Origin of the sequence: Anoxybacillus sp. PDR2, assembly GCF_009834045.1 — a bacterium.
In the GTDB taxonomy this organism is placed as follows: Bacteria; Bacillota; Bacilli; order Bacillales; family Anoxybacillaceae; genus Anoxybacteroides; species Anoxybacteroides rupiense.
Genome location: NZ_CP047158.1, coordinates 833750 through 858030, shown reverse-complemented (window position 1 = coordinate 858030; position 24281 = coordinate 833750). Strand labels below are relative to the sequence as shown.

At 43.1% G+C, this 24281-nt stretch carries 25 protein-coding genes, 1 pseudogene and 1 riboswitch; of the genes and pseudogenes, 11 read left to right on the top strand and 15 right to left on the bottom strand.

The genetic code is table 11. The features are described 5' to 3' along the window. Window positions 1-22: 22 nt before the first annotated feature. The 11 genes from GRQ40_RS04155 to yjfP form a co-directional block, all read right to left on the bottom strand. Window positions 23-1180 (bottom strand): acetylornithine transaminase, encoded by a 1158-nt coding sequence (locus GRQ40_RS04155; protein WP_159719424.1) that lies wholly within the window; start codon window positions 1178-1180, stop codon window positions 23-25. Further along, entirely contained in the window at window positions 1180-1953 is a 774-nt protein-coding gene (argB, locus tag GRQ40_RS04150) for an acetylglutamate kinase (protein ID WP_159719423.1), read from the bottom strand. The genes GRQ40_RS04155 and argB overlap by 1 nt, the downstream gene beginning before the upstream one ends. Before the next feature lie 19 nt (window positions 1954-1972). Next, a complete protein-coding gene (argJ, locus tag GRQ40_RS04145; RefSeq protein WP_066148262.1) occupies window positions 1973-3202 on the bottom strand; it encodes a bifunctional ornithine acetyltransferase/N-acetylglutamate synthase in 1230 nt (409 codons plus the stop codon). Window positions 3203-3219: 17 nt separating this feature from the next. Beyond that, window positions 3220-4257: an N-acetyl-gamma-glutamyl-phosphate reductase gene (gene argC / locus GRQ40_RS04140; protein ID WP_066148260.1), complete on the bottom strand. Its 1038-nt coding sequence runs from the start codon at window positions 4255-4257 to the stop codon at window positions 3220-3222. Between the two features lie 262 nt (window positions 4258-4519). Next, on the bottom strand, window positions 4520-4750 hold the full coding sequence (gene moaD, locus GRQ40_RS04135) for a molybdopterin converting factor subunit 1 (protein WP_066148258.1): 231 nt from the start codon (window positions 4748-4750) through the stop codon (window positions 4520-4522). Beyond that, entirely contained in the window at window positions 4747-5217 is a 471-nt protein-coding gene (locus GRQ40_RS04130) for a molybdenum cofactor biosynthesis protein MoaE (protein ID WP_066148256.1), read from the bottom strand. Before GRQ40_RS04130 ends, moaD begins: the two co-directional genes overlap by 4 nt. Next, a complete protein-coding gene (gene mobB, locus GRQ40_RS04125) occupies window positions 5214-5723 on the bottom strand; it encodes a molybdopterin-guanine dinucleotide biosynthesis protein B (RefSeq protein WP_159719422.1) in 510 nt (169 codons plus the stop codon). Before mobB ends, GRQ40_RS04130 begins: the two co-directional genes overlap by 4 nt. Next, window positions 5720-6979: a molybdopterin molybdotransferase MoeA gene (gene glp / locus GRQ40_RS04120; RefSeq protein WP_044745709.1), complete on the bottom strand. Its 1260-nt coding sequence runs from the start codon at window positions 6977-6979 to the stop codon at window positions 5720-5722. Before glp ends, mobB begins: the two co-directional genes overlap by 4 nt. Before the next feature lie 475 nt (window positions 6980-7454). Beyond that, window positions 7455-8477 (bottom strand): GTP 3',8-cyclase MoaA, encoded by a 1023-nt coding sequence (gene moaA / locus GRQ40_RS04115; protein ID WP_066148253.1) that lies wholly within the window; start codon window positions 8475-8477, stop codon window positions 7455-7457. A 375-nt stretch (window positions 8478-8852) separates the two neighbouring features. Continuing rightward, entirely contained in the window at window positions 8853-9437 is a 585-nt protein-coding gene (locus GRQ40_RS04110; protein WP_066148377.1) for a molybdenum cofactor guanylyltransferase, read from the bottom strand. A gap of 725 nt (window positions 9438-10162) precedes the next feature. Beyond that, the gene (yjfP, locus tag GRQ40_RS04105; protein ID WP_066148249.1) at window positions 10163-10924 is read right to left on the bottom strand and encodes an esterase; all 762 of its coding nucleotides are present in this window, start codon (window positions 10922-10924) and stop codon (window positions 10163-10165) included. 139 nt (window positions 10925-11063) lie between these two features. Between yjfP and GRQ40_RS04100 the strand changes: the two genes are divergently transcribed. The 3 genes from GRQ40_RS04100 to GRQ40_RS04095 all read left to right on the top strand — a co-directional run bounded on the left by GRQ40_RS04100 (window position 11064) and on the right by GRQ40_RS04095 (window position 12284). Continuing rightward, window positions 11064-11870, top strand: coding sequence for a Cof-type HAD-IIB family hydrolase (locus GRQ40_RS04100; protein WP_066148248.1), 807 nt, complete (start codon window positions 11064-11066; stop codon window positions 11868-11870). Window positions 11871-11955: 85 nt separating this feature from the next. Beyond that, on the top strand, window positions 11956-12108 hold the full coding sequence (locus tag GRQ40_RS18270) for a hypothetical protein (RefSeq protein WP_172798648.1): 153 nt from the start codon (window positions 11956-11958) through the stop codon (window positions 12106-12108). Window positions 12109-12110: 2 nt separating this feature from the next. Beyond that, complete coding sequence (locus GRQ40_RS04095; protein WP_082741659.1) at window positions 12111-12284, top strand: DUF3813 domain-containing protein; 174 nt, start codon at window positions 12111-12113, stop codon at window positions 12282-12284. An 89-nt stretch (window positions 12285-12373) separates the two neighbouring features. Here the strand turns inward: GRQ40_RS04095 and GRQ40_RS04090 are convergent. Next, window positions 12374-12637 (bottom strand): annotated as a pseudogene (locus GRQ40_RS04090) (YitT family protein); the annotation flags it as partial. A gap of 104 nt (window positions 12638-12741) precedes the next feature. Here GRQ40_RS04090 and GRQ40_RS04085 point away from each other — a divergent pair. From GRQ40_RS04085 to GRQ40_RS04055, 7 genes are all read left to right on the top strand, one after another. After that, entirely contained in the window at window positions 12742-13605 is an 864-nt protein-coding gene (locus tag GRQ40_RS04085; protein WP_159719421.1) for a DegV family protein, read from the top strand. Between the two features lie 63 nt (window positions 13606-13668). After that, window positions 13669-13800 carry a DUF3941 domain-containing protein gene (locus GRQ40_RS04080; protein ID WP_159719420.1) on the top strand — a complete coding sequence of 44 codons (132 nt, stop codon included), beginning with the start codon at window positions 13669-13671 and terminating at the stop codon, window positions 13798-13800. Window positions 13801-14480: 680 nt separating this feature from the next. Beyond that, window positions 14481-15146, top strand: a complete 666-nt coding sequence (locus GRQ40_RS04075; protein ID WP_159719419.1) for a response regulator transcription factor — start codon at window positions 14481-14483, stop codon at window positions 15144-15146. Between the two features lie 9 nt (window positions 15147-15155). Continuing rightward, window positions 15156-16280, top strand: a complete 1125-nt coding sequence (locus GRQ40_RS04070; protein ID WP_159719418.1) for a sensor histidine kinase — start codon at window positions 15156-15158, stop codon at window positions 16278-16280. A 100-nt stretch (window positions 16281-16380) separates the two neighbouring features. Beyond that, on the top strand, window positions 16381-17319 hold the full coding sequence (locus GRQ40_RS04065) for an ABC transporter ATP-binding protein (protein ID WP_066148238.1): 939 nt from the start codon (window positions 16381-16383) through the stop codon (window positions 17317-17319). Between the two features lie 19 nt (window positions 17320-17338). After that, window positions 17339-18460 carry an ABC transporter permease gene (locus GRQ40_RS04060; protein WP_159719417.1) on the top strand — a complete coding sequence of 374 codons (1122 nt, stop codon included), beginning with the start codon at window positions 17339-17341 and terminating at the stop codon, window positions 18458-18460. Between the two features lies 1 nt (window position 18461). After that, window positions 18462-19607 carry an ABC transporter permease gene (locus GRQ40_RS04055; RefSeq protein ID WP_066148233.1) on the top strand — a complete coding sequence of 382 codons (1146 nt, stop codon included), beginning with the start codon at window positions 18462-18464 and terminating at the stop codon, window positions 19605-19607. A 93-nt stretch (window positions 19608-19700) separates the two neighbouring features. Here the strand turns inward: GRQ40_RS04055 and GRQ40_RS04050 are convergent, their stop codons facing one another. The 3 genes from GRQ40_RS04050 to GRQ40_RS04040 form a co-directional block, all read right to left on the bottom strand. Further along, window positions 19701-21353, bottom strand: a complete 1653-nt coding sequence (locus tag GRQ40_RS04050; RefSeq protein WP_159719416.1) for a methyl-accepting chemotaxis protein — start codon at window positions 21351-21353, stop codon at window positions 19701-19703. Window positions 21354-21367: 14 nt separating this feature from the next. Further along, entirely contained in the window at window positions 21368-22345 is a 978-nt protein-coding gene (locus tag GRQ40_RS04045) for a BMP family lipoprotein (protein ID WP_159719415.1), read from the bottom strand. A gap of 103 nt (window positions 22346-22448) precedes the next feature. After that, window positions 22449-23315: a CvfB family protein gene (locus GRQ40_RS04040; RefSeq protein WP_156450514.1), complete on the bottom strand. Its 867-nt coding sequence runs from the start codon at window positions 23313-23315 to the stop codon at window positions 22449-22451. Window positions 23316-23399: 84 nt separating this feature from the next. Here GRQ40_RS04040 and GRQ40_RS04035 point away from each other — a divergent pair, with 84 nt between their 5' ends. After that, window positions 23400-23891 carry a YajQ family cyclic di-GMP-binding protein gene (locus GRQ40_RS04035; RefSeq protein ID WP_066148227.1) on the top strand — a complete coding sequence of 164 codons (492 nt, stop codon included), beginning with the start codon at window positions 23400-23402 and terminating at the stop codon, window positions 23889-23891. Window positions 23892-24120: 229 nt separating this feature from the next. After that, window positions 24121-24224, top strand: a riboswitch (SAM riboswitch). The last annotated feature ends 57 nt before the right edge of the window (window positions 24225-24281 follow it).

Below are 24281 nucleotides of genomic sequence, written 5' to 3'. Positions count from 1 at the left end.
ACTATGAAAAAAAATTCCGCTCCTAGGAAATAGCCACATATTCGTTTAGCAACACTTCTTTCAAGATGGCAACAGCCCTATCCAGTTCTTCTTTCGTTACAATCAGCGGCGGCACTAAACGAATCACATTCGCGCCAGCGGGCAGTACAAGCAATCCTTTTTCATGGATAAGCGGAATCAGCTTTGCCACGTCCGCCTCGCATTCGATTCCTATTAATAAGCCGAGGCCGCGCACTTCTCGCACATGTCCGACTCCGGCTAAAGCCGTGCGAAGCTGCTCTAAGAAATAATGTCCTTTTTCTGCTACGCTTTGTAAAAAATCATCTTGGAAAATCACTTGCAAGGTGGCTTTCGCCGCCGCCATTGCTAACGGATTTCCGCCAAATGTGGAGCCGTGAGTTCCCGCTGTAAACGCATCTCGCAAAAAGGCCTTGCCAATCATCGCTCCGACCGGAAAGCCGCTTCCTAATCCCTTGGCTGTCGTAATAATATCTGGTTCAATCGAAAAATGCTGATAGGCAAACGCCTTCCCGGTCCGTCCAATTCCCGTCTGCACCTCATCAACGATCAGCAATGCTCCATATTGTCGACACAACTGAACAGTTTTTTGTAAAAATGATTCATTGATTTGTCTTACTCCGCCTTCGCCTTGCACGATTTCCAGCATCACAGCCGCCACTCGTTCACTCATTTCCTTTTCCAGCACCTCTATGTCATTAAACGGAAGGTGAACAAACTCCGGTAAAAGCGGTCCAAAGCCCTTATGAACTTTTTCTTGTCCTGTTGCCGACATCGTAGCAAACGTCCGGCCATGAAACGACTGCTGAAAAGAAATCACTTTTGCCCGTCCTGTATACTTTCTTGCCAGCTTTAACGCCGCTTCATTTGCTTCCGCACCGCTATTGCAGAAAAACACATAATCCCCGCAGCTATGCCCGGCAAGCAGCTGAGCCACTTCTTCCTGCAATGGATTTGTAAATAAATTAGAAGTATGCCACACCTTATTTAGCTGAGCTTCCAATGCCTCTTGCACTTGTGGCGGACGATGCCCTAAATTGCAAACCGCAATTCCAGCCACAAAATCTAAATATTGCTTGCCATCTGTAGCGACAACTGTCGTTCCTTGTGCCGATTCCACACATAGATCCCAACGATTATACGTCGGAAATAACGCTCCCATTAGCAAACCCCCGCTTCCTTTTGAATGCTCGTTCCATGTAGTTTTCCTTCTGAATAAAATGAGTGCTTCCCGCTTACAATCATCACCTCAGGCAGAGAATCCGACAAAGCGCTTAGCGCCGCTTTGACCTTCGGGATCATCCCTCCTGAAATAATTCCGTCCTCTATCATTTTTTCAATTTCTTCTGCTGTTGCATACTCCACAAGTGAACCGTTGTGCAGCACTCCTGGAACATCGGTCACAAAAATGAGCTGTTGGGCTCGCAATGCTTTGGCGATAGCACCAGCGGCCGTATCGGCGTTAATGTTATATTTTTGTCCGTTCTGATCGCATCCGATCGGCGCGATCACCGGGATATAACGAACACGAAGAAAATGGGCTAAAAATGATGCATTAACGCGGGTGACAGTTCCCACATACCCTAGCCGTTCAAGATCAAGCGGAGCCGCTTCAAGCAACCGGCCATCCACGCCGGACACCCCGACACCAGGCAAATGGTATTGCCAAAGCAGCGAAACAAGCTGTTTATTTACTTTTCCGGCTAAGACCATTTCAACGACATCCAACCCTTCTTTTGTCGTTTTCCGCAATCCATTCACAAACTCGCTTTCAATCGCCAGCTGCTTTAACATTTGCCCAATTTCCGGCCCTCCTCCATGAACGATGACAATATTTTTTCCTTGGGCATGCAACGCTTGCAAGCTTTGAAAAAATGATGAAGATAATTCGTTAAGAACGCTTCCTCCGCATTTAATGACAATCGTTCCCTCCATTTTCCTCTTCCTCCCATCATCACGTGCGATAGCTTGCGTTAATTTTCACGTAATCATAAGTTAAATCGCATCCCCATGCGACTCCTGTACCATTTCCAAGATGCAGGTCAACATGAATCATAATTTCATGATTTTGCAAATAAGCCGTTGCTTCCTCTTCAGAAAACGGTTGGGGTTCGCTTGCTTTTAGCATGACAATATCCCCTAATGCAATATCGACGCAGTCAGGGTTGACGGTTGCATCCGCGTAACCGATCGCGCCGATAATTCTTCCCCAATTGGCATCCGCTCCATAAACCGCCGTTTTGACAAGATTAGAGCCGACGATTTGTTTGGCGATACGCTTGGCATCGTCATCCGTCACAGCCCCTGATACGCGAACCTCAATCAGCTTGGTCGCTCCTTCTCCATCTTTGGCAATTTGTTTCGCCAAATCCTCGCATGTTTTCTTTAATGCATCGTAAAATTTATTCCATTCTGGATGTCGCGGCGTTAATTCGGTTGTTTCAGCAAGGCCGCTCGCCATGACGACCACCATATCATTTGTAGACGTATCGCCATCGACCGTGATCTGATTAAACGATAGATCAGTAATGGAACGAAGCGCCTCCTGCAAAACGGGCGAGGAAATATTAGCATCTGTTGTAATAAAAGCGAGCATCGTCGCCATATTAGGATGAATCATTCCTGATCCTTTGGCAGCCCCTCCGATTGTCACGGTTTTCCCCTCAATCGTCGTTTGATAACAGGCTTGCTTCATGACTGTATCGGTCGTTAAAATGGCGGTTTGAAACGCATGTGCGCTTTCCTCTGTAACGCTCGGCTGCAATTTTTTTATGCCTTCGCGAATTTTTTCCATCGGCAAAAACTCTCCAATGACTCCCGTAGAAGCGACCGCTACGTAGTGCGAAGGCAGCCCGAATTGCAGAGCGCAAAGCTCCCGCATTTCATAGGCGTCTTTTAATCCCTGCTCTCCTGTACACGCATTGGCGCATGCGCTATTGACGACGATCGCCTGCAATTTTTGCTCAACCGCGATACTCTCTTGCGTAACTTTCAGCGGAGCAGCTTGAAAATGGCTTTGAGTATAAACGGCTGCGCAGGAGGCAGGCACATCGCAAACAATCACTCCAAGATCTTTTTTTATATATCGCAAACCAGCGTGTACACCTGCCGCCTTAAATCCCTTTGGGGTAACAACGGCCCCATTGGCAACGCAGTAAATTTCATGCTCCTGTTTCGTTAACATTTTGCTTCTTCTCCTTCCTATGGATAAATAGGGGCAACCTTCAATCCTTCTGACTCGTTCCATCCCATCATCACATTAAAGTTTTGAACAGCCTGGCCCGCGGCCCCTTTCACTAAATTGTCGATGACAGAAACAACAGTGATTCTTCCTGTTCTTTCATCATAAGCGATGCCGATATCGCAATAGTTTGAGCCGTACACTTCTTTTGTCGCTGGAAATTGTCCGGAGTTTCGGACGCGGACAAAATGAGCCGTTTCATAACTTGTTTTATATAAATCTAGCAATGTCTCAAGCGACAGCTCTACTTTCGCTTGAGCATAAATCGTCGCCATAATTCCCCTCGTCATCGGGATTAAATGGGTGCTAAACGTAATCGGCTGAATGTGTTCGTTCCAAAGCTTCAGCATTTGCTCAATTTCCGGGATATGCTGATGCTCATTTACTTTATAAATTTTCACATTTTCATTAATTTCGGAAAAATGCGTATTTAACGACGCTTTTCTTCCGGCTCCTGATACCCCTGATTTAGCATCCACAATGATCGATTGTTCTTCAATAAGCCCATTCTGCACAAGTGGCGCCAATCCAAGCAGCGTCGCTGTCGGGTAGCATCCCGGATTCGCAAGCAGCTGAGCCTTTCGGATCTCTGTTCGATTCCATTCGGAAAGTCCATACACAGCTTTCTGCAAATATGAATGCTCCGCAGCTGGCCGCTTATACCATTTCTCATATACGGTGCCATCTTTCAAACGAAAATCGCCAGAGAGATCAATCACTTTTATTCCTTTCTCAATTAGCAATGGGGACAGCTCGCTGGACACTCCAGGAGGCGTTGCAAAAAAGACAACATCATTGGCTGCAGCGATTTGTTCAATCGCCATTTTTCTTAAAACATTCCCTCTGTTTTCGCCCGTATGCGGAAAACTTTGCGATAACGCCATGCCATCCTGCGATGAAGAATAGAGATGGCAACGTTCAACATGAGGATGGTGCTGGAGAAATCTCAGCAATTCCACACCGCTGTATCCTGTTGCGCCAATGATTGCAATATTCATAGTTGTCCTCCTCGAACAATGATATTCATGTAGTTATCATTATAATACTGCATAAAAATAAAATCAAATGTATATTTATTTTTTATTTGTATTTTCTATCAAAATCGCAAACAAGCAGGCTTCTATTTAAAGAACAAAATGAGAGATCCAACTTATTGTGTTAATATTTGTTTAGATATAGGGACATTCTTCCCCCGTCCTTCTCCTTCCATTCCATTATATAAAAAGGCGTTCAAGGGAGACCTTGAACGCCTTTCAATCTTTATCCTCCGCTAACCGGTGGAATAAAAGCAATTACATCGCCCGGCTGCAACCGTTGATTCTCCTGGGCATACTCTTCATTCACCGCAACCATCACATTTTGCAAATTCACCCCATATTTCACTTCTATCTGTCGTTTTAATTGCTCAATTGTGATCGGTTCGTACTCTATGCTCATTTGTCCATTCCCAACCGCTTCTTTTAAAGAGGCGAAAAAAAGCAGCGTGATCACGCCAGATCCTCCTCCTTCGGCTTTCCATCTGGATATTCCTTCGTTTCAAGCTGGTTTCCAACCCATTGTGTGCCATCCTCCCAATATTCTTTTTTCCAGATCGGCACGATTTGTTTTATTCTTTCGATCGCGTATTGATTGGCCTCATAGGCATCCTTTCGATGCGGCGTCGACACGGCAATCACAACGGCCACATCGGAAATGTCGAGCTTGCCGATTCGATGGGTAATCGCGGTTTTGGCTTCCGGCCAACGTTCCTTAATTTCTTGAGCGATGCGTTCGAGCATTTTTTCTGCCATCGTGGTATAGGCTTCATATTGTAAAAATAGCGTGCGTTTTCCATTTGTAAATTCTCTTACGGTCCCGACAAAAACGGCAACCGCTCCCGCCTCAGGGCGAACGACCTTTCGCACCACGTCTTCAATCAAAATCGGCTGATCAGTAACCATAAATAATGTCTCATTCATCTCGCTTTTTCCACCTCATTCATAACCCATTGCAAATAGGTCTGTTCATCATCAAGAGAAAACAGAGGATACGGTATATCGAAAGGGACGAAATCCTTCTGCCAGGCAATGACACCGATAATATTTTGCAAATGGCCAAGCTGCTCCCAATCCGAAGGTGTTCGAATCATTATGATTTTAGGGTATGGTTCGTCTTTATATCCTTCGATAAGGACAAAGTCGAGAGAAAAAAGAGAATACATGTGTAAAATCTTTGATAACGTCCACTCTGGATGAATCGCATGCAACTGCAGCATTCCGCCTCCTTCTACCGCTGCCGCCAGCGCTCCTGCCCGCAGATGGCGGTTTGAATCGGTTGACGTCCGTCCCGTCTCCGGCAGCCCCCCATGGCCATGATGCTTCACTGCTCCCACTTTATATCCTGCTTGTACTGCCAGTTGAATCCATTTCTCTATCAGTGTCGTTTTTCCGCTATTTTTATAGCCGACCACTTGCCAAACCTTCATTGGGCGCTTCCCTCTTCGCTATCGAGCAGCCAAACATCCACAAGATCCCCCTTGACAAAGCCGCGAGTGCCTCCTGGAAGTACGGTCAGCGCATTGGCTTTAGCAAGAGAGGTCACAATATTCGATTTATCCATCCCAACCGGCGAAGCATAAAGCTGCCCTCCTTGAGCACTTACATAGCTTCTAACAAAACGAGTAAACGGATTAGGCTTCGTGAAATCCTCTAAGAGGATGGCTTTCGTCTTGTATAAATGCGGAGTGGATGAATATAGCATTGTACGCACAACAGGGCGGACGAACAGTTCATATCCGACATAGCACGCTGACGGATTGCCCGACAATCCAAACAGCAGCTTGCCGTCCAATTGGGCTACCGTCGTTACGCTTCCCGGACGCATAGCTACTTTATTAAATAACACTTCGGCGCCGAGCCGCTCATAAATCACCGGTAAATAATCATAATCGCCGACAGACACTCCTCCTGTTGTAATCAGAAAATCCACATCAGGAAGCGCCTGTTCGATCGCGGCAAGACATTGATCTGGATCATCCGGCAATTTTCCTAAATCAACGGGAGTGGCTCCGCTGCGAAGCACTTGCGCCTGAATCATATACGCATTGCTATTGCGGATTTTCCCAGGAACAAGCGGCTCTGATACATCCAATAATTCATTCCCTGTTGCGGCAATCCCAATTTTCGGTTTTTGAGCCACTTTGACCTCTGAATAGCCAAACGTAGCCAATAACGCCTGCACGCCAGGATTGATGAATGTTCCCTTCTCCGCTAGTACTTCTCCTTTTTTAACATCCTCTCCTTGGAACGAAATGTTATCCCCTGAACGAAATGGACGCTTAATCGATATATATGTCTTTCCATTTCGTTCATATTGCTTAGCTAGCTCTAGCATCACTACCGCGTCGCAGCCATCAGGAATGGGCGCGCCTGTCATAATTCGCACCGCTTGAAATGCAGCTACTGCTTTTGCGGCCACTTGCCCCGCTCCGATCGTTTCAATTACTTCCAGCTCAACAGGATGATCGAGGCTGGCAAGTGCCGAATCGGCCGCTCGAATGGCAAATCCATCATATGGAGAGCGGTCAAACGGCGGAACGTCATGATCCGCATAAAGATCTTCCGCTAAATATCTCCCGTACGCCTCCGTGAGCGGAACCCTTTCTTTTTCTCCTTCTCTTGCATAAAGCATCACTTTTTGAATCGCTTCCGCTACAGGAATTGGATTTCTTTTTTCTAACATCATCGATCCCCCTTACTTATTCCGTACACAATAAAATGGGTATCGCTGTTTCATGTAACAGCGCTGGTCCATCTTCTGTTTTTTTATTGTATTTATTTTAGATGCTCAAAGCGATACAGCCAAACAACGGAAATAGGAAACAGCGATCCGTCTTGCTAACGCGCCACATCGTATATTCTTTTAACAAAATGAATGAAAAACCTTCTATACTCTCTTATATACAAGCCGCTTGAAGACCCAAGAAATCATCTTCCCTTCCGACCGTGGATTTTGTAACAGCTCCCATCCCATATTCGAGCGAATCTGACACAATAAGTGTATGTTTATCTGATTCTATCATGTCTCATAAAGATTCTGCACGCTTTCCTTACTTTTGTACAGATGATATTCTTCCTCTTCTTTCAATCAAATAAAAAAGACCAATCTGTTGAATTGGTCCTTCACGATCATGTCTCTCACTTTTTTTACTAAAAATCTATCCGCCGATATAGGACATCTCAATTTTTTTCCGTTCTTGATTTGCTTGCAGGGCACGCTCATCTGAATAGCGATCCGTTCTGTTTGTCCATGTCTCCATTACCAGCTGCTTTAACGCTTTCTTACCAGCCCCTTGACGAAGCAATGTCTTTAATGACGTTCCATTTGCGGCAAACAAACAAGTATACAATACTCCGTCCGCCGATACCCGCGCTCTTGTGCAACTGCTGCAGAATGATTGGGTGACCGAAGAAATAAATCCTACCTCTATATTCGTTCCAACGTAACGATATCGGCTCGCCACTTCCCCAAAATAGGCCCGTTCGATCGGCTCAAGCGGATGCCATTGTTGAATTTGTTCATATATTTCTTTTTTCGTCATGACTTGTGACAGATTCCAGCCATTTGATGTCCCGACATCCATAAATTCAATAAACCGCAAAGGAATTCCTTCTGCTTTGAAATGCTTGGCCATTGGCACGACTTGGGAATCATTCCATCCTTTTTTTACAACCATATTTACTTTCACAAGCAGCCCCGCCTCTTTTGCCGCGGCGATTCCTTTCAAAACAGGCTGAACGCCAACACCGACGCCGTTCATTTTTTTAAAAATTTCATCCTCTATTGCATCCAAACTGACATTGACTCTCCCAAGCCCTGCGTCCTTTAATCGATTCGCCATTTTCACTAAATGAACTCCGTTGGTAGTTAAAGCGATATCACCGATACCTGGGATATTGGCCAATCGTTCAACCAACAGCGGCAAATCTTTCCGCAGCAGCGGCTCGCCGCCTGTAATGCGGATTTTTTCTACTCCTAACTCGGCAAAGGTTTCTGCAACCAGCACCATTTCATCCATCGTCAGCAACTCGTCTTCCTGCAAAAAGCGAAAATGAGGACCAAAAATTTCAGCCGGCATGCAATAAACACAACGGAAATTGCATTGATCGATTACAGAAATACGCAAATCACGCAGCGGCCGGTCCCATCGATCAACGACTATCGGCTTATTTCGGTTCATGGTGCCTCCTCTTTTCATCATAAAATATTTTCTTAACCGCATGTTCAAATCGAATAAACATGTTTTGATGATCAATCATGTTTATGAACCTCCCACTCCTCCCCTCCATTAAGAGATGGGAGACTTCTCGGCGGATGATGTTAAACAACAAGCGCTTGCCAGCTGTGTTTGTAAAAGCGGATGTTACATGAAAGTATACCATAAATCGATAAATTCAGCCGTGAAAAAAACATCGATCCTTCATCTTCATCATCCAACATGCTCAGGCAAAAAATAAAGCTTTGCATGATGTGTCGATCCTGACACCATGCTATGATTGCACACTTACAGCTCAGTTTCCTTACTTGTGACGCTCTCCCCTTTCGAACGTTGTTCTCATTCTGCTGCAATGTCGGCATATTCATCTAAGTCATTCACATTCCGAAATACGATCTCTTCTGCCCCAAAATCTTGTTCATTGACATAGCGAACGGAGCAATGTTCAAATAGCGATCTCATTCTGTTGTCGCCGTGCTGCAGCATATGTTCTATCCACTTCATTGTCCGGCGATGGTAAGCGCCAACCAATGGTTGCAGCCGGCCAAAATGCGTGGAGACCACAATATCAAACGCATGATCAACATATGATACCATCCTGCCAACTGTGTCGCTTTGTATATAGGGCATGTCACAAGGAAGCACAAATATCCAGTCTGCTTCTGTTTGTTTCATAACCGTATAGAGGCCGGCAAGCGGTCCTTGACCGCGATACCGCTCTTCATCCATCACTACCTTCTCGTTTGTCACCATTCGCTCAAAACGTGCGACAAGATCGGGATGGCTGACAATATACACCTCTTTCACAAAAGGATGCAGCGCATCGACAGCGATTTGAAAAAAATACTGATCCTTTCGTTTGGCAAACGCCTTAGGGCTGCCAAAGCGGCGCGATTGACCTCCAGCCAAGACCGCTCCGATCATCCGTTCCACCGTCTATCCCCCGCTTTGTCTGATCATACAGATCCGTTTTGATATAATCCCATTTACTCCATCATTTTAAGTCGACTTTCATGTTTAGTAAAAATATGGAATATATAGCCGATTCAAAAGCAAAATTTCTCATTTTTTGGACGGTTGGAGGCAAATCAAGGAGCTTCCAGCGACCATCTATTTTCCATAGACCGTTCGTCCCAGTTTCATGTAACTTTTTATATATAAATTTTCCGGTCATTAGCTCATAAAACGAACCTCCTTTATATTATAATAGATTATATATACACGAAAACTGCTAGACCCATTCGACGAAGCACTGCCTATCCACATGTTTCAAAAATTTTTAATGATCATGAAAGGGGAATGGCCCTTGGAAGAGTTCGTCGGCTTTTGCTCAAAGTGCGGCAAACCGATTCATTGCTTGTCAGGATTTTTAAACGGTGTCATCAGCGAGGAACAAGAAATGCTCTATTGCTTTGAATGCTACCAGAAAAAAAGCGAAACATACAAAAAAAGTAAATATATAAGCGAATGAAGGGGCCTGGTCTTCGGCCCCTATGTTTATGATATGGAAACTTCCTTTCGTCCTTCTCCTGGTCGCAATCAAACAAAAAACCGTGCTTGACGCAGCTGAACACCTCTACCCCCAAACGATTTATGGACCATGTCCATCGAGAAATCTCCCGGCTTGAAATGACGTGTAGGTGAGAGATTCATACATGCTGAGCGAACCAATCAACTGTTTGCAAAAACGCAGCTCTTGTCACTTTATGTCCCGCCTCATCATCAGAAATAAATTTCAGCTTCCCGTTCTCATAAAAAGGTTTTATTTGTTGATAAAACTCATATGTATAATGATAAGGTACCACTGAATCTCGCTGCCCGTGCCACATCATGAGCGGGCGGCCGCGCAATTTCTCCGGCTGAAGCGAAAGATCGTACGGAGCCAGCCGCTGCCGCTCGTTTTCCAGCTGTTGATCTGTCAACAGAATCTTGCGTTTCATATTTTTCACCATTTCGATTTGAACATCAAAAAACGCTTGATAATACGGACTACCCATTAAGGAAACAGCGGCTTTAATCCAGGGATACACAGCAAGCGAGCCAAATGTCACGATTCCTCCCATTGAGGTACCGGCGACGCCAATGCGCTCTTCCTGTACAAGACCACCAGAACAGAGCTCATTTTTTATCTGTTCTATATCGCCAATCGTCCGCAGAACAATATTCCAAAAGGATAATCGCAGCTGCTCGTCTGTGAGGCGTTGTGCTCTTTCTCCATGGTAAAGCGCATCTGGCAAAATGACCCGATATCCCGCCTCAGCCAGCAAATAACCAAAATGAAGATTGTGCTCTTTTGCGCTCGTAAATCCGTGCACAAATAGGATAAGGGGCAGCTTTTCTTGCTGAGCCTCTTGCTTGACCACATGCAATACAGGAATGTCGGCAATCGCTTCATTTCTAATGACAATCATAGCCACTTAGACTCCTTTACACTTTTTCTCTTCCTTTAGTGTAACATGTAGACAAAAATTTTGGAAAAGAGTTACACTATCTGTGTAAGCTCTTTATCCATTTATGCCAAATCCAAAAACTATGTACAAAGGAGCTATTATGGAACGATATTTAATTGCGTTAGATTTAGACGGTACATTGTTAAAAGATGACAAAACGATCTCTCCGCTAACTAAACAGGTTATTTTCCGCGCGAAAGAAGCTGGTCATATCGTTGTCATAGCAACTGGCAGACCTTATCGCGCTAGCAAAATGTATTATGAAGAGCTTCATTTAACAACACCTATTGTCAATTTTAACGGGGCCTTTGTGCATCATCCAAGAAACGACTCATGGGGAATACGCCACTCTCCGCTTAATCTGGAAACCATTAAAGAAATTATTGAAGTGAGCGAAACATATCACATCAAAAACATTTTAGCGGAAGTCATGGATGATGTGTATTTTCATGACCACGATGAAAAGCTGTTGGATCTCGTGAAATTGGGCAATCCCAAAATCGAAATTGGCGATTTGCGGAACATGTTAAAAGCTGATCCAACGAGCGTTCTTATTCATACAGATGAACAGCATGCCGATGAACTGCAACGTTATTTATCCACCGTTCATGCCAATGTGCTTCATCATCGCCGTTGGGCTGCTCCTTGGCATATTATTGAAATTGTTCGTACGGGTGTTCATAAAGCATTCGGATTGCAGCAAATTTGCAACTATTTCCAAATCCCTCAAGAACGCGTCATCGCGTTTGGGGATGAAGACAACGATCTTGAAATGATTCAATGGGCAGGATATGGCATCGCGATGGGAAATGCCATTGAACCATTAAAACAAATCGCCAATGATGTGACAAAAACCAATGAGGAAGACGGCATCGCTGTTTATTTAAAATCGCTGTTAAAGCTGTAACGAATTGCCTTACTATCATTCCCCCAACACGGTTACAATATAAACGACGCAGCGATGCGTCTTGATTTTCAAGGGGGAATGCGTCTTGGGTAAACGAAATAAATCAAAGCGGTTTATTCAGCAAAGCACGGATGCTGTGGAAAAACATGATGAGAGAATCCCTTATCACATGACATATGCGGAAGCCGAAGAGCGAAAAGCAAAAGAAGCGATCGAAACTTCCCTTGGAGGATACTAACTGTGGGGAGCCGTTTATTTCAAGAAGCTCAGAAAGCCGTTATGACTGCAAAAGTAACAACAGAGGAACAAACGGTTGAAAAAGCGAAAAACGCTTTATCTTCTGCTTATACTCATTCGAATTTGGCAGAAAAAAGACAGCTGCGGCAACTGCAGAATGAATTAAACGATTTATAATCATTTTAAAGAAGCCGCGGGTTGATCCGCGGCTTCAACAAGTGATAGGCAAACTCTCGATCCTCTAAAAAACAGCGACATAAATGCTACGCTAAAAAACTGTATAGCGTAAACGATTCCCCTATTTTTTTCCACCCTAAAATGGCCACAGGAATATTCAGCAGGAATAAGAGCAATCGTGTCGAAAGATGATAAGGAGTATAATCTTCCACAAGCTTTGAAGCAAGCTGAGCAATACCAGCAAAACCGCTCGTATAAACGTTGGCCGGAATCAAAAACAGATTCATCGCTGCCGCATTCAGCAGCGCATCCATTAACACGATCACCAATTTTTTTACCTGCAGTCCGATCATCGTATCACTCCGTATCAGAAAAGAGAAATTGTATTTTTGTTGTTAACTCGTTACACTTATAAGGACGAAATCATTTTTTATTTTATAGTGAGAAGGTGAACACAATGTCGATTCATATTGTAGCGGATAGCGGTTGTGATTTGCCATATTCTTTTTTGCAGGAGCGCCATATTTATTTGCTCCCTCTTATTGTTCATTTAAGCGGCCGCGACTACGAGGATGCCGTCACCATCGATCCAAAGCAGGTGTATGAGGCGATGCGCAACGGGGAAGTGGCAAAAACATCCCAAACAAGCCCACAAAAAATAAAGGAAGTATTTTCCGAGCTGGCTAAAGACGGGCGCCCTGCTCTCTATATCGCTTTCTCCTCAGAGTTGTCAGGTACATATCAAACCGCCATGATGATGCGCAAAGAAGTTTTAGAACAATATCCTGATTTTCAATTAACGATTATTGACTCCAAATGCGCATCGCTCGGCCTAGGGCTTGTGGTCATGAAAGCGAGTGAGCTCGCACAAAAAGGAATGCCTTATGAGCAGCTATGTGAAACAATCGCTGCTTATTGCAGCCGCATGGAGCACATCTTTACGGTTGACAACTTAGAATTTTTAGCGCGCGGCGGGCGAATCAGCAAGGCATCAGCTGTTGTCGGAGGCCTTTTAAACATCAAGCCGCTCTTGCACGTAGAAAACGGCAAACTTATTCCGCTTGAAAAGATTCGCGGGCGCAAAAAAGTGCTAAAGCGAATGCTTGAGTTGATGGAAGAGCGTGGAAATGATTTGCAAAAGCAACTCATCGGCATAAGCCACGGCGATGACGAGGAAACCGCATTAGAACTTAAGCGGCAAATTGAAGCCAAATTCGGCTGTACCCGCTTTTATATCTCCCAAATTGGAGCAGCCATCGGCTCACATTCGGGTCCTGGGACACTTGCCCTCTTTTTCTTAAACGAATATATTGAAGCATAAAACATTCTCTTGTTGCTCACACTATCGCTAGACAACCTCTAAAAAAAGGAGGAGAAGCTTCATATGACTCATACAAGCGATAATGATAAAAAAGCAAGAGACAATAATGCCAAACAGCATGAGAAAAATATGCTTCGTGAAAAAAATCGACAAGCGGGAAAAAACGAATACTCAAAAAAAACCGATCATTTGTAAAAAAGCATGTTGTAGACAAAGTCCATGTCGACTTTGTCTACAACCATTTTCACATCCTTTATTGAAGGTCTCACGAAAGCGCTTGACAGACAAGAAGCGCAACCGAGTGGAGGCCATGAAGGAACCAAAACGTTCATGAGCAGACGAACGACGAGGCCCGTGACACGGGATGAAACCGCTTGTCAACAGTCTGAGGGGCTTGCAGAGCAAGCTCTTTTTTATGTGTTTTTCAGCTAAAGCTTTTTGTATAATAAAAAAGCAAGAAGGACACATTTTCTATCGAATGAAACAGAGCCGTTCTAAAAAGACAACGGTTTTTTACAAAAGTGCTTCCAATCTCCATGCTAAAAAATACAAACGTTAAAATATGAGACTTCATTGATAAAAAATAAAGGCACAAGGAGGACCAGTTCCTGCCCCTTTGTACCCATTTTCCCATGAGAACTTATACGATCACACCGAAAAGAAATAGGATTAGGCTTGTTGAAAATCCAATAAAAAACCTATTAATTCTTCGCTTTTCTATCGTAGTCAGCAAGCCTCTTGCTGGCCAACTGAAGGCTTTTAGCATGCCCTTCTCGAACAACGTCACATTCTTGTTCGAGGAAAGAAGCAGAGTGCTGCCCTATCATTCTGTATTTTTTCATAAAATATAATATAGAGAAAGGATATGAATATCCATGAAAGAGTCCGTTACGCAAACGCCCCAAACAATCAAAGTCATCATTGCGGATGATAATTCATTTGTTCGCGAAGGGATGCGAATTATATTAAGTACCTATGATGAGTTTGACGTATTAGCAACCGTCAACGACGGCCAAAAAGCTGTTGAATACTGCAAAAAATTTTCTGTCGATATTGCGCTACTGGACGTGCGCATGCCGAACATGAATGGAGTCGAAGCAACCAAGCTCATATGCGAGCAAACAAACACAAAACCTCTGATCCTCACCACTTTCGATGATGACGAATACATTTTGGACGCCATCCGCAACGGCGCAAAAGGGTATTTTTTAAAAAATACGGATCCTGAACGCATACGAGAAGCAATTAAAGCTGTATACAATGGAAATACCATTATGCAAGATGTGATTATGGAAAAAATCAAATTAAATTTAACAAACGACAAAGAACCTGAGTCGAAAATTGATAAAACGCTTTTCACAGATCGGGAAATGGAAATCATGGCGTGCATTGCTAAGGGGTTTTCAAATAAAGAAATTGCGAAGCAGCTTTTTATATCGGAAGGAACGATCGCCAATTATATTACTTCGATTTTAGATAAAACCGGATTGCAGCATCGCACACAAATCGCCATTTATTATTTGACAGGAAAAATTTATTGAGGGATCGCAATGGAGCTTTTACTGATTTTAAATAAATTCATTTTATGGTGCTATATCTGCATTTGCTATTTATATTCAGATCATATCAATGCGGCTTGGTTTGTGTTTACTTCGCTCGCTTATCTCTCCATTAATATGAGCATTTATCTTTTTAAAAAAACACAACTTAAATACAGTGGCATATGGCTATCCATGATTCTTATTTTAGCTGCGAGTTTTCAAGTGGATCCTTTCTTTATGTTGCTTTTGCCAATGAATCTATACGAATTTTTTTCCATTTACATCAATAAAAAATGGATGCTATTGATTTTGCTGATGCTTCCGCTTGCCGTGATTTCTCACAGCCTGCACCCTGCCTATTTTCTTGCAGCGTCCTTTCATTTCATGAGCGTAACGATCACTGAACAGTACGTACAAAGAGCCGCAAAATTAGAAAGCGCCCTTGACACCATGAGAAAAGATATTCATCGATTAACCAAAAGCTTAAATGATTATTATGAATATATGAAACAGTCACAATATATGCTGCAATTAGAAGAACGCAATCGGCTCGCTCAACAGCTTCACGATCAAATCGGGCATGCCATGACTGGCGCTCTGATCCAAATGGAAGCGGCCAAGCGTTTACTTGATACGAACAGCTATAAAGCGAAGGAATTACTGCAAAACGCCATCCACATTTCAAAAGATGGCATCGAAAACATCCGAACGACATTAAAGCATATAAAGCCTCGTTCTGAGCAAATGGGCGTGAACCGAGTGAAATTATTCATCGAAGAGATGGCCGCACAGCACCATAGGCACATCCCATTGGTCTGCAAAGGTGATTTGGAGATCATCACTCCCATTCAATGGAAAATTATTTATGAAAACATGACCGAAGCATTGACTAATGCCATGAAATATGCCAACGCCACCGTTATTTCTATCGAGATACACGTACTAAATACGCTTATTAAAATGGAAGTCAAGGATAATGGAAAAGGAGCAGATAAAATCAAAAAAGGCCTTGGCATCATCGGCATGGAAGAACGGGCCGCTTCCGTCAATGGCATGGTCATTGTCGATGGTACAAACGGCTTTTCCGTCACCACTCTTCTTCCTATCCAAAAACATGAACCAGTTCAGACGTAACATATGAATATTCTCATGTTAAAGAAATGAACTCATTCACTTATATGAGTTCATTTTCTTTTTTATACTGAAAACATACTGAAAATAAAGAGGTGAGATCATGAACATTTTAGAAATAAAAAACGTGACAAAAAAATTTGGTGATTTTATCGCCGTTGATAATATGTCCTTAACCGTAGCAGAGGGGGAAATATTTGGATTTCTGGGGACAAACGGAGCTGGAAAAAGCACGACCATCAACATGATCTCTGGGCTTTTGCGTGCCAATTCTGGAGAAATTAAAATCCTTGGCAAAGATATACACAAGCACAGCCGATTTGCCAAAAAAAATATCGGTATCGTTCCACAAGACATCGCGATTTATGAAGATTTGACAACATACGAAAATGTTAAATTTTTCGCAGGTCTCTATGGGCTGCGCGGTACCCAACTTCATGAGCAAGTAGAAAAAGCATTAGAGTTTGTCGGGTTAAGCGATAAACATAAAAGCTATCCGAAAAGCTTCTCCGGCGGAATGAAAAGACGATTAAACATTGCTTGCGCGATCGCCCACCGGCCAAAGCTCATCATTATGGATGAACCAACAGTAGGAATCGATCCGCAATCAAGAAATTATATTTTAAACTCTGTAAAAAAATTGAATGAAATGGGATGTACGATTATTTATACAAGCCACTATATGGAGGAAGTTGAAGAAATTTGCTCTCGTATTGCGATTATCGATCACGGCAAAATCATCGCTGAAGGAACAAAAGAGCAGCTCAAAGCCATTATTACCAATACAAAAGATGTTTGGATTGAAATCAAACCGATGGAAACGATCGATTTAAATAAAATCGAAGCCATTAGCGGCGTAAAAGCTGTCCAAATGGAGGAAAACCTAATGAAAGTCAGTTCGGATGTCAGTGTCAACAACTTAAACGACATCATTCAATGCCTCATTAACGACAAAGTAGAAATCCGTTCACTTAAAGAACAATCGCCAAATTTGGAAACTGTGTTTCTGACTTTAACCGGAAGAAGTTTAAGAGATCATTAATGCAAAGGAGGGATGTTTTTTGAATATCATTCGTATTGCGTTCAAAGAAATAAAAAGCGATTTTCGCGATATACGAACACTTGTTTTTATGCTGGCATTCCCGATTGTATTAATGCTCATACTAGGAACGGCTTTATCTAATACCTTTAATACTTCCACTTCTGTTGGCGAGATCCATGTATTATATAAAGATCAAACATCCGGAGAATTTTCAGGCTATGTTCGTCAGTTTATGAAGGAAGCCAAAAAATCCGCTCTTCATTTTAAACGAATCTCTGGCCAGCTTGATGCAAAAAAAGAGGTACAGCAAGGCTATTATGATGGATATATGACAATTACCAATGAACAAATCCAGCTATATGTAAACGATACAAACTCGATCAAAGGGAGCGTTATTCAAGGAATGGCTGCCGCATTTGCCGATCAATATAACATCGCCACAGCCGTCGCAAAAGTAAAACCCGAGCAAGTACAGCTGTTAATGAACAACAAAGTACAAAATGATTATATAAAAGAAACGTCTCTGCATTCGAAAAGACAGCCAGGCGCGATGGACTATTATGCGATTGCTATGACAACGATGATCGCCCTTTATGGAGCCTTGTCAGCAAGTTATTTAATTCGGGGGGAAAGAACGCGCAAAACGGCAGATCGATTATTGGCAGCACCAGTCCATAAATTTGAAATTTTTATTGGAAAAATATTTGGAAACATGGTTGTGAATTTTCTTTGTGTCGCCATTGTCATTACGTTTAGTAAATTCGTCTTTAAAGCCTATTGGGGACATCATCTTGCTCTAGTATATCTTGTCGTATTTACAGAAGTATTATTTGCGATTAGCTTGGGTCTTGGGATCAGCTATATCGCAAGAACAGAAGGAGCGACCAGAATGATTCTTATGATTGTTATACAGCTAGCGTCTTTCTTGGGCGGAGCGTATTTCAAAATAGAAGCTACAGGCCCAATGGAAAAATTGATAACGAACCTCTCCCCTCTCACATGGGTCAATACAGCTCTTACAAAAATCATTTATTTAAACGATGTATCAGCCGGTTCTTTCGCCATGCTGCTAAATGTCGGATTGGCAGCGTTGTTTTTGCTGATCGCTGGGACGGCGTTCACAAGACAGGAGGGATTATAATATGCAAGATGTGATGTGGTTGGTGAGACATACATTAAAAAAGACGTTTAGTAATAAAAAAAATATTTTATTGTATTTTGGCACACCGCTTATCGGCATTATCATATCCCTGCTTGTCTACAGCGGTTCTAACGAAAAAAATGTACACATCGGCATTGTCAATAACGATCCTCATTATATGACGAATGACACGATCCATTTTATCAAAGGGTTAGAACATCTTTCTGTAACGAACATTAAGGAATCAGAAATAGACGATCAAATCACATCCGGCAAGCTCGATTGCGTGCTTGTTTTTCATCCAGGCTTTTCTAAAAGTGTCCAGCAAGGACGACCCGACCATCTGCAAATTGTTTCGATTCATGGCTCGGAAATTACCGGTTTCATCAAATCGTACCTATATCACTACATCAATAATATTAGTGCGCTCGGAAAAATAGCTAACGGGGATGAACGCACATTTTTGCAAATGTACGAACGCTACCAGCAATCGCCGTTTCGGACATCGGTCCATTCGTTGAAAGATACATCGAAAAATATCGGCATGACCTATCAGACCATCGGATATTTGCTGATGATTATGCTTTTTTCAGCGGGCAATTTAGCGGAAATGATCGTGAAAGAAAAAGAGAATCGAACATACTTCCGATTATTATCCGCTCCTATTAATGGAAAAAGATACGTATTGTCAAATATCATCGTCAACATGATTGTGATGACCGGACAGATTATCCTTACATTAGTGATAATGGATCGAGTATTTCACATAAAAACAAATATTGCTTTTTGGCAAATGGCCGTTGTTCTGATGTTATTTTCACTAGTAGCCATCGGCATCGCTTTTATAACGGTCGCTTTTGCAAACAGCTCTGCTTCAGCAGGAGCGATGCAAAACTTGATCGTTGTTCCTACCTGCATGCTTTCAGGATGTTTTTGGCCAGCGGATATTATGCCTACTTTCGTACAAAAAATAGCTAATTTTCTGCCGCAACGCTGGACGCTGGATGCGTTGTTAAAATTACAGCAAGGCCATTCCTTTGGAAGCTTATATTTGAATTTGCTCATTATCCTCGCATTCGCACTGATCTTTTTCCTCATCTCGGCCTATAAGTTTGGAAGAAATAACAACGTTAATAATTTTGTATAATAGGTTTCTTAAATGTACTAGAGACAACCTTTCAGCCTTAAAACAAAAGTTCTCCACCTAAAAAACGTGGAGAACTTTTGTTTGATGATAAATTTACTCCATGCGGAACTTTGTCATCACTGTATGCAATTCATCCGTCAATTGACGCAGCACCGCCACTTTTTCTACCATTTTTTCAAAAGCGACGAGCTGTTCAGACATCGAAGCAGCAATTTCCTCGCTGCCGGCCGCCGATTGTTCGACAACCGCGCTAATGCTTTCCACATTTTGCAGCACGCTCTCGCCCAATTGTTTAGAGGCAGCCACATCTGCTACGAGCTCCTGAATATCAGCCGATATCCCAATCACCTTGCTTTCAATTTCACGAAAAGCTTCTGCTGTTGCTTCCGTTGACCGAGATTGCTGTTCAGCAATTTTCACTCCTTGCGTAACCGCAGATGAAACAGAAGCGACCCCTTGTTTAATGTGAGAAACAGTGGCAAAAATTTGCTTCGTTGCTTGCGCAGACTGCTCGGCAAGCTTGCGCACTTCTTCTGCCACTACCGCAAATCCTCTTCCCGCTTCTCCTGCACGGGCTGCTTCAATGGCCGCATTTAACGCAAGCAAGTTCGTTTGCTCCGCCATCTCCGATACAGCCTTTGCCATTTGTTCAATATCCGCTGCATGGCTAATAAACTCTTGTGTTTCCCTCTCGATCAGCGCTGTCGCTTCAGCGTTATCGCGGATCAACTTCATTTGCTCCCCAATCGCCTTTTGTCCGTTGCGAATCGCTTCTACTGCGACTTCGCTGTACTGAGCCGTTTGTTCCGTCCGTTCAGCGGTTTGTGCAAACGTATCATCCATTTTTTCGATAAGCAATACCGCTTGCTGCAGTTCTTCGGAAATACTTTGAGCGCCGGCTGATAGCTCATTCGTAGATAAAGCAACCTGCTGGTTAATTTCTGTGAGCATTTTATTTTCTTGTTCAATCTCTTTAGCAAATGTTTCAACACGCCGGCTTGCGGAATCTACGGAATGTAGCAGCCGCTGCAGCTCATGGACCATTTGGCTGAATGAAGTGTTGAGCTCGCCGATTTCATCATGATGTTTATAGGAAACAGGCTCAACAAGCAAATGGCCGCTCGCTATTTCTTTCGCGTTGGCCGCTAGATGCTCAAGAGGTTTAGTAATAGAACGTGTGAGCCGTAAACTGCTTGCGCCAGCCAATCCGAGAAGCACCATACTTCCAATGATTGCCGTCCACACCACAAAGCGGATTTGTGCTTGCATCTCTTGCTGTAATTGTTCATAAAAATCATTTGCAGCCAACTTTAAACCATATATATCATTCATAGCCCCTTCGATTCGCATCGCTTGCCGTCTGGCCTCAGACGCATCAAGAGTGTTCAAAGCTTCAATGGATTGCTCATGTACATTGGAAAATTTGGCCGTTGCTTTTTCCAATAAAGCTTGAAAATTGTTTTGCTTTAACATCTTCTTCAGCTTACGAATGAGCTGCTCTGTTTGCTGAACTTGTTCAATGGCCCCCTGCTTATTTCCTTCTGTCATATTGTAGGCAAAGTTATTTAAGCTTTGTTTCGTTGATTTCATGCTCGCTTCTAGCTCCTGAACAGTCAGAAGCACGGGCACAATATCTTTGTTGGTCGCTTGAATCGACAGCATATTGACAATAATAAATCCCATCATGCCGATCGAAAGCAAAATCGAAATCGTGGCATGAAGCCATAGCTTTTTCCGAACCGTCATCGTTATCCCCTTTTCTATTCCTTCGTTGTTACTTCACCATTTTCAATTTTTTGCTTCCATTGTTCGATCAATTTTTGTTGCGGCTCGCTCCATGCCATCACGCGAATCGGCGCAAGTCCGACGCCATTTTCCTTAAGGCCCAGTTGAACCGTCCCTTGTGGCATTTCGCCTTTTTGCACATATTGCTGTAAAATCGTAAACAGCGCCACATCCACATTTTTCACCATTGATGTGACAACCGCCTTTTCCGCATAAAAATATTGGTCGCTGTCAACGCCAATAGCATACTTTCCTTGCGCCTCCGCTTCCTTTAACACTCCCACGCCCGTAAATCCAGCGGCCGTATATACGACGTCGCAGCCGCCTTTAAACATTTCTCCCGCAAGCTCGGCGCCAAGCTGATCATTTCCAAAATCCCCGGCATACACCACGCTCACAGAAGCTGAAGGCTTTAAGGCATGAACCCCTTTTTCAAAGCCGTCGGCAAATTTGTGGATAAGCGGTACATCGTCTCCGCCAATAAAGCCAACCTGATTCGTTTTGGTCGCTAACGCCGCGACTACTCCGGCTAAAAAGCTTCCTTCATCTTCCTTAAACGTAATCGAAGTCACGTTTTTCAAATTGGACACAGCATCCACTAGAATAAAATGCTGCTTTGGATATTGCTTCGCTACTTTTTCCAAATCCTCTTGCACCATGAATCCGAGGCCGATGACAATATCATTTCCCTCTTCGACCAATTCTTTTAGCCCTTGCTCATACGTTTTCGTATCCTGCAATTCGCGATAATCGAACACAATGCCAAGCTCGTTGCGCGCTTTCATCAATCCATTGAAAGCAGAATCACTAAACGATTGATCTCCAAGTCCGACGTCAGACAACATAATACCGACTTTTACTCTTTCTTTTGTTGTGGCCGTTTCCTGCGCTGAACATCCTGAAAAAAGGCACACGACCACCATCATAACAATGATAAGACGTAGTTGCTTCATCGATTTATCCCCTTATGCTGTAATCTATCCACTATTTTTATCGGCGATATAGGGGCATCTTTTTAGCCCTGCACAAAAAAAGCGGAGTATTGTACCCCCGCTTCTATTCTTCCTTATGCTTGATATAAGTCCAGCCATTTTCTTGATAAATCCTATCTTCTTTCATAAGCCGTCCCAATGCTCTTTTAAACGCGGCTTTACTCATTTGAAAGCGCGCTTGAATATCCTCTGCATTGCTTTTATCATGATAGGGCATGGCCCCTCCTCTGCTTTCAAGGTAACGATAAATCATTCCTGCATCTTCGTCGATGCTTTCGTGCTTGCGCGGCAGCAGCGACACATTCATTGTACCGTCTTCTTTGACAGCGATGACACGCCCTTCGACCACTTCGCCAAGACGCGGTTCTCTCCTGCGTTGAGATTCGTGGATAAAACCGATATAACCCACATCTGAGATCATAGACGCTCCAGCTTTGATCACACGATATATGCGACCGCGCACATTTTGATTAAAGACGGACTCCGAAGCTTTCGTAGCAAGCTGCCGGATTGTTTCCTCATCCGCCAAGTTAGCCAACAAGCGCCCTTTCCGATCTGTCTTTAACGAACAATATAACTGATCCCCTCGCTGTGGCCATAGTGACAAAAGAGGAGGCAAATCATCGCTAGACACAAGCACATCTTTTGATATGCCAATGTCAACAAAAACACCGAGCTTTGGAACAACATCAACCACCTCCACCCAATGATATGTATCCTTTGTTATTTTGGGTGATTTCATTGTAGCGCTCAACCGTCCTTGATGGTCGTGATATAAAAAGACATGGACCTCTTCTCCGATTGCAAGTGGACGGTCTATCTCCGCTTGATGAAGCAACACTTCTTCCTGACCGCTCGCTAAAAACCAGCCAAACGGAACCTCCCGCTTTACGGTTAATGTTCTTATTTCTCCTGGTATAAGTTGTTTCATGGATGCATCTTCCTTTTTATTGTTTATCATGCTACATTTTACTATAATAAGAACGAAATGACCAAATTTTACTGGAGGTAATATATGTCAAAAGAAAGCTCATTTGATATCGTATCCAAAGTAGATTTATCTGAAGTTACTAACGCCATTCATATCGCCATGAAGGAGATTCAAAACCGCTACGATTTCAAGGGAAGCAAAAGTGACATTTCCTTAGAAAAAGACGAACTGATCCTCGTTTCTGACGATGAATTCAAACTTGAGCAATTGAAAGATGTATTAATCGGCAAACTGATTAAGCGCGGGGTCTCTATCAAAAATATTCAATACGGAAAAATAGAACCAGCCTCAGGAGGAACGGTCCGTCAACGTGCCAGCCTTGTTCAAGGCATTGACAAAGATCATGCGAAAAAAATTAATACGATTATTAAAAACACAGGCTTAAAAGTAAAAAGCCAAGTTCAAGAAGATCAAATCCGCGTCAGCGGCAAAAGCAAAGATGATCTGCAAAAAGTGATCACAGCGATCCGTGAAGCTGATTTGCCGATTGATGTACAATTTGTCAACTATCGATAGGGGTTTGTGCGCTTCGTTTTAACAGCCTAATTCCTCCGAATTAGGCTGTTTTTATAACCAAAATGCGAACTATAGATTTCCCGGCGTAAGTCCACAAACTTTGCCTGATCGTCGCCTTTTGAGCGCTGATCCGTTCCATCTAAAAAATAATCAAAATTTGCAGTTGAATATTTTCTAAAAATTATTTAAATTATAAATAACGTATTGATTGAAAATTGCATACTCATTTTTCTTATCAAGAGAGAGGGAGGGACTGGCCCTGTGAACTCTCAGCAACCTGACCGTATGTCAAGGTGCTAATTCCAGACAGGCTTGATGCTTGGAAGATAAGAAGGAGCAACACAAAGTCTTCTTCTTATTTTTAGAAGGCTTTTTTTATTTTTTAAGAAG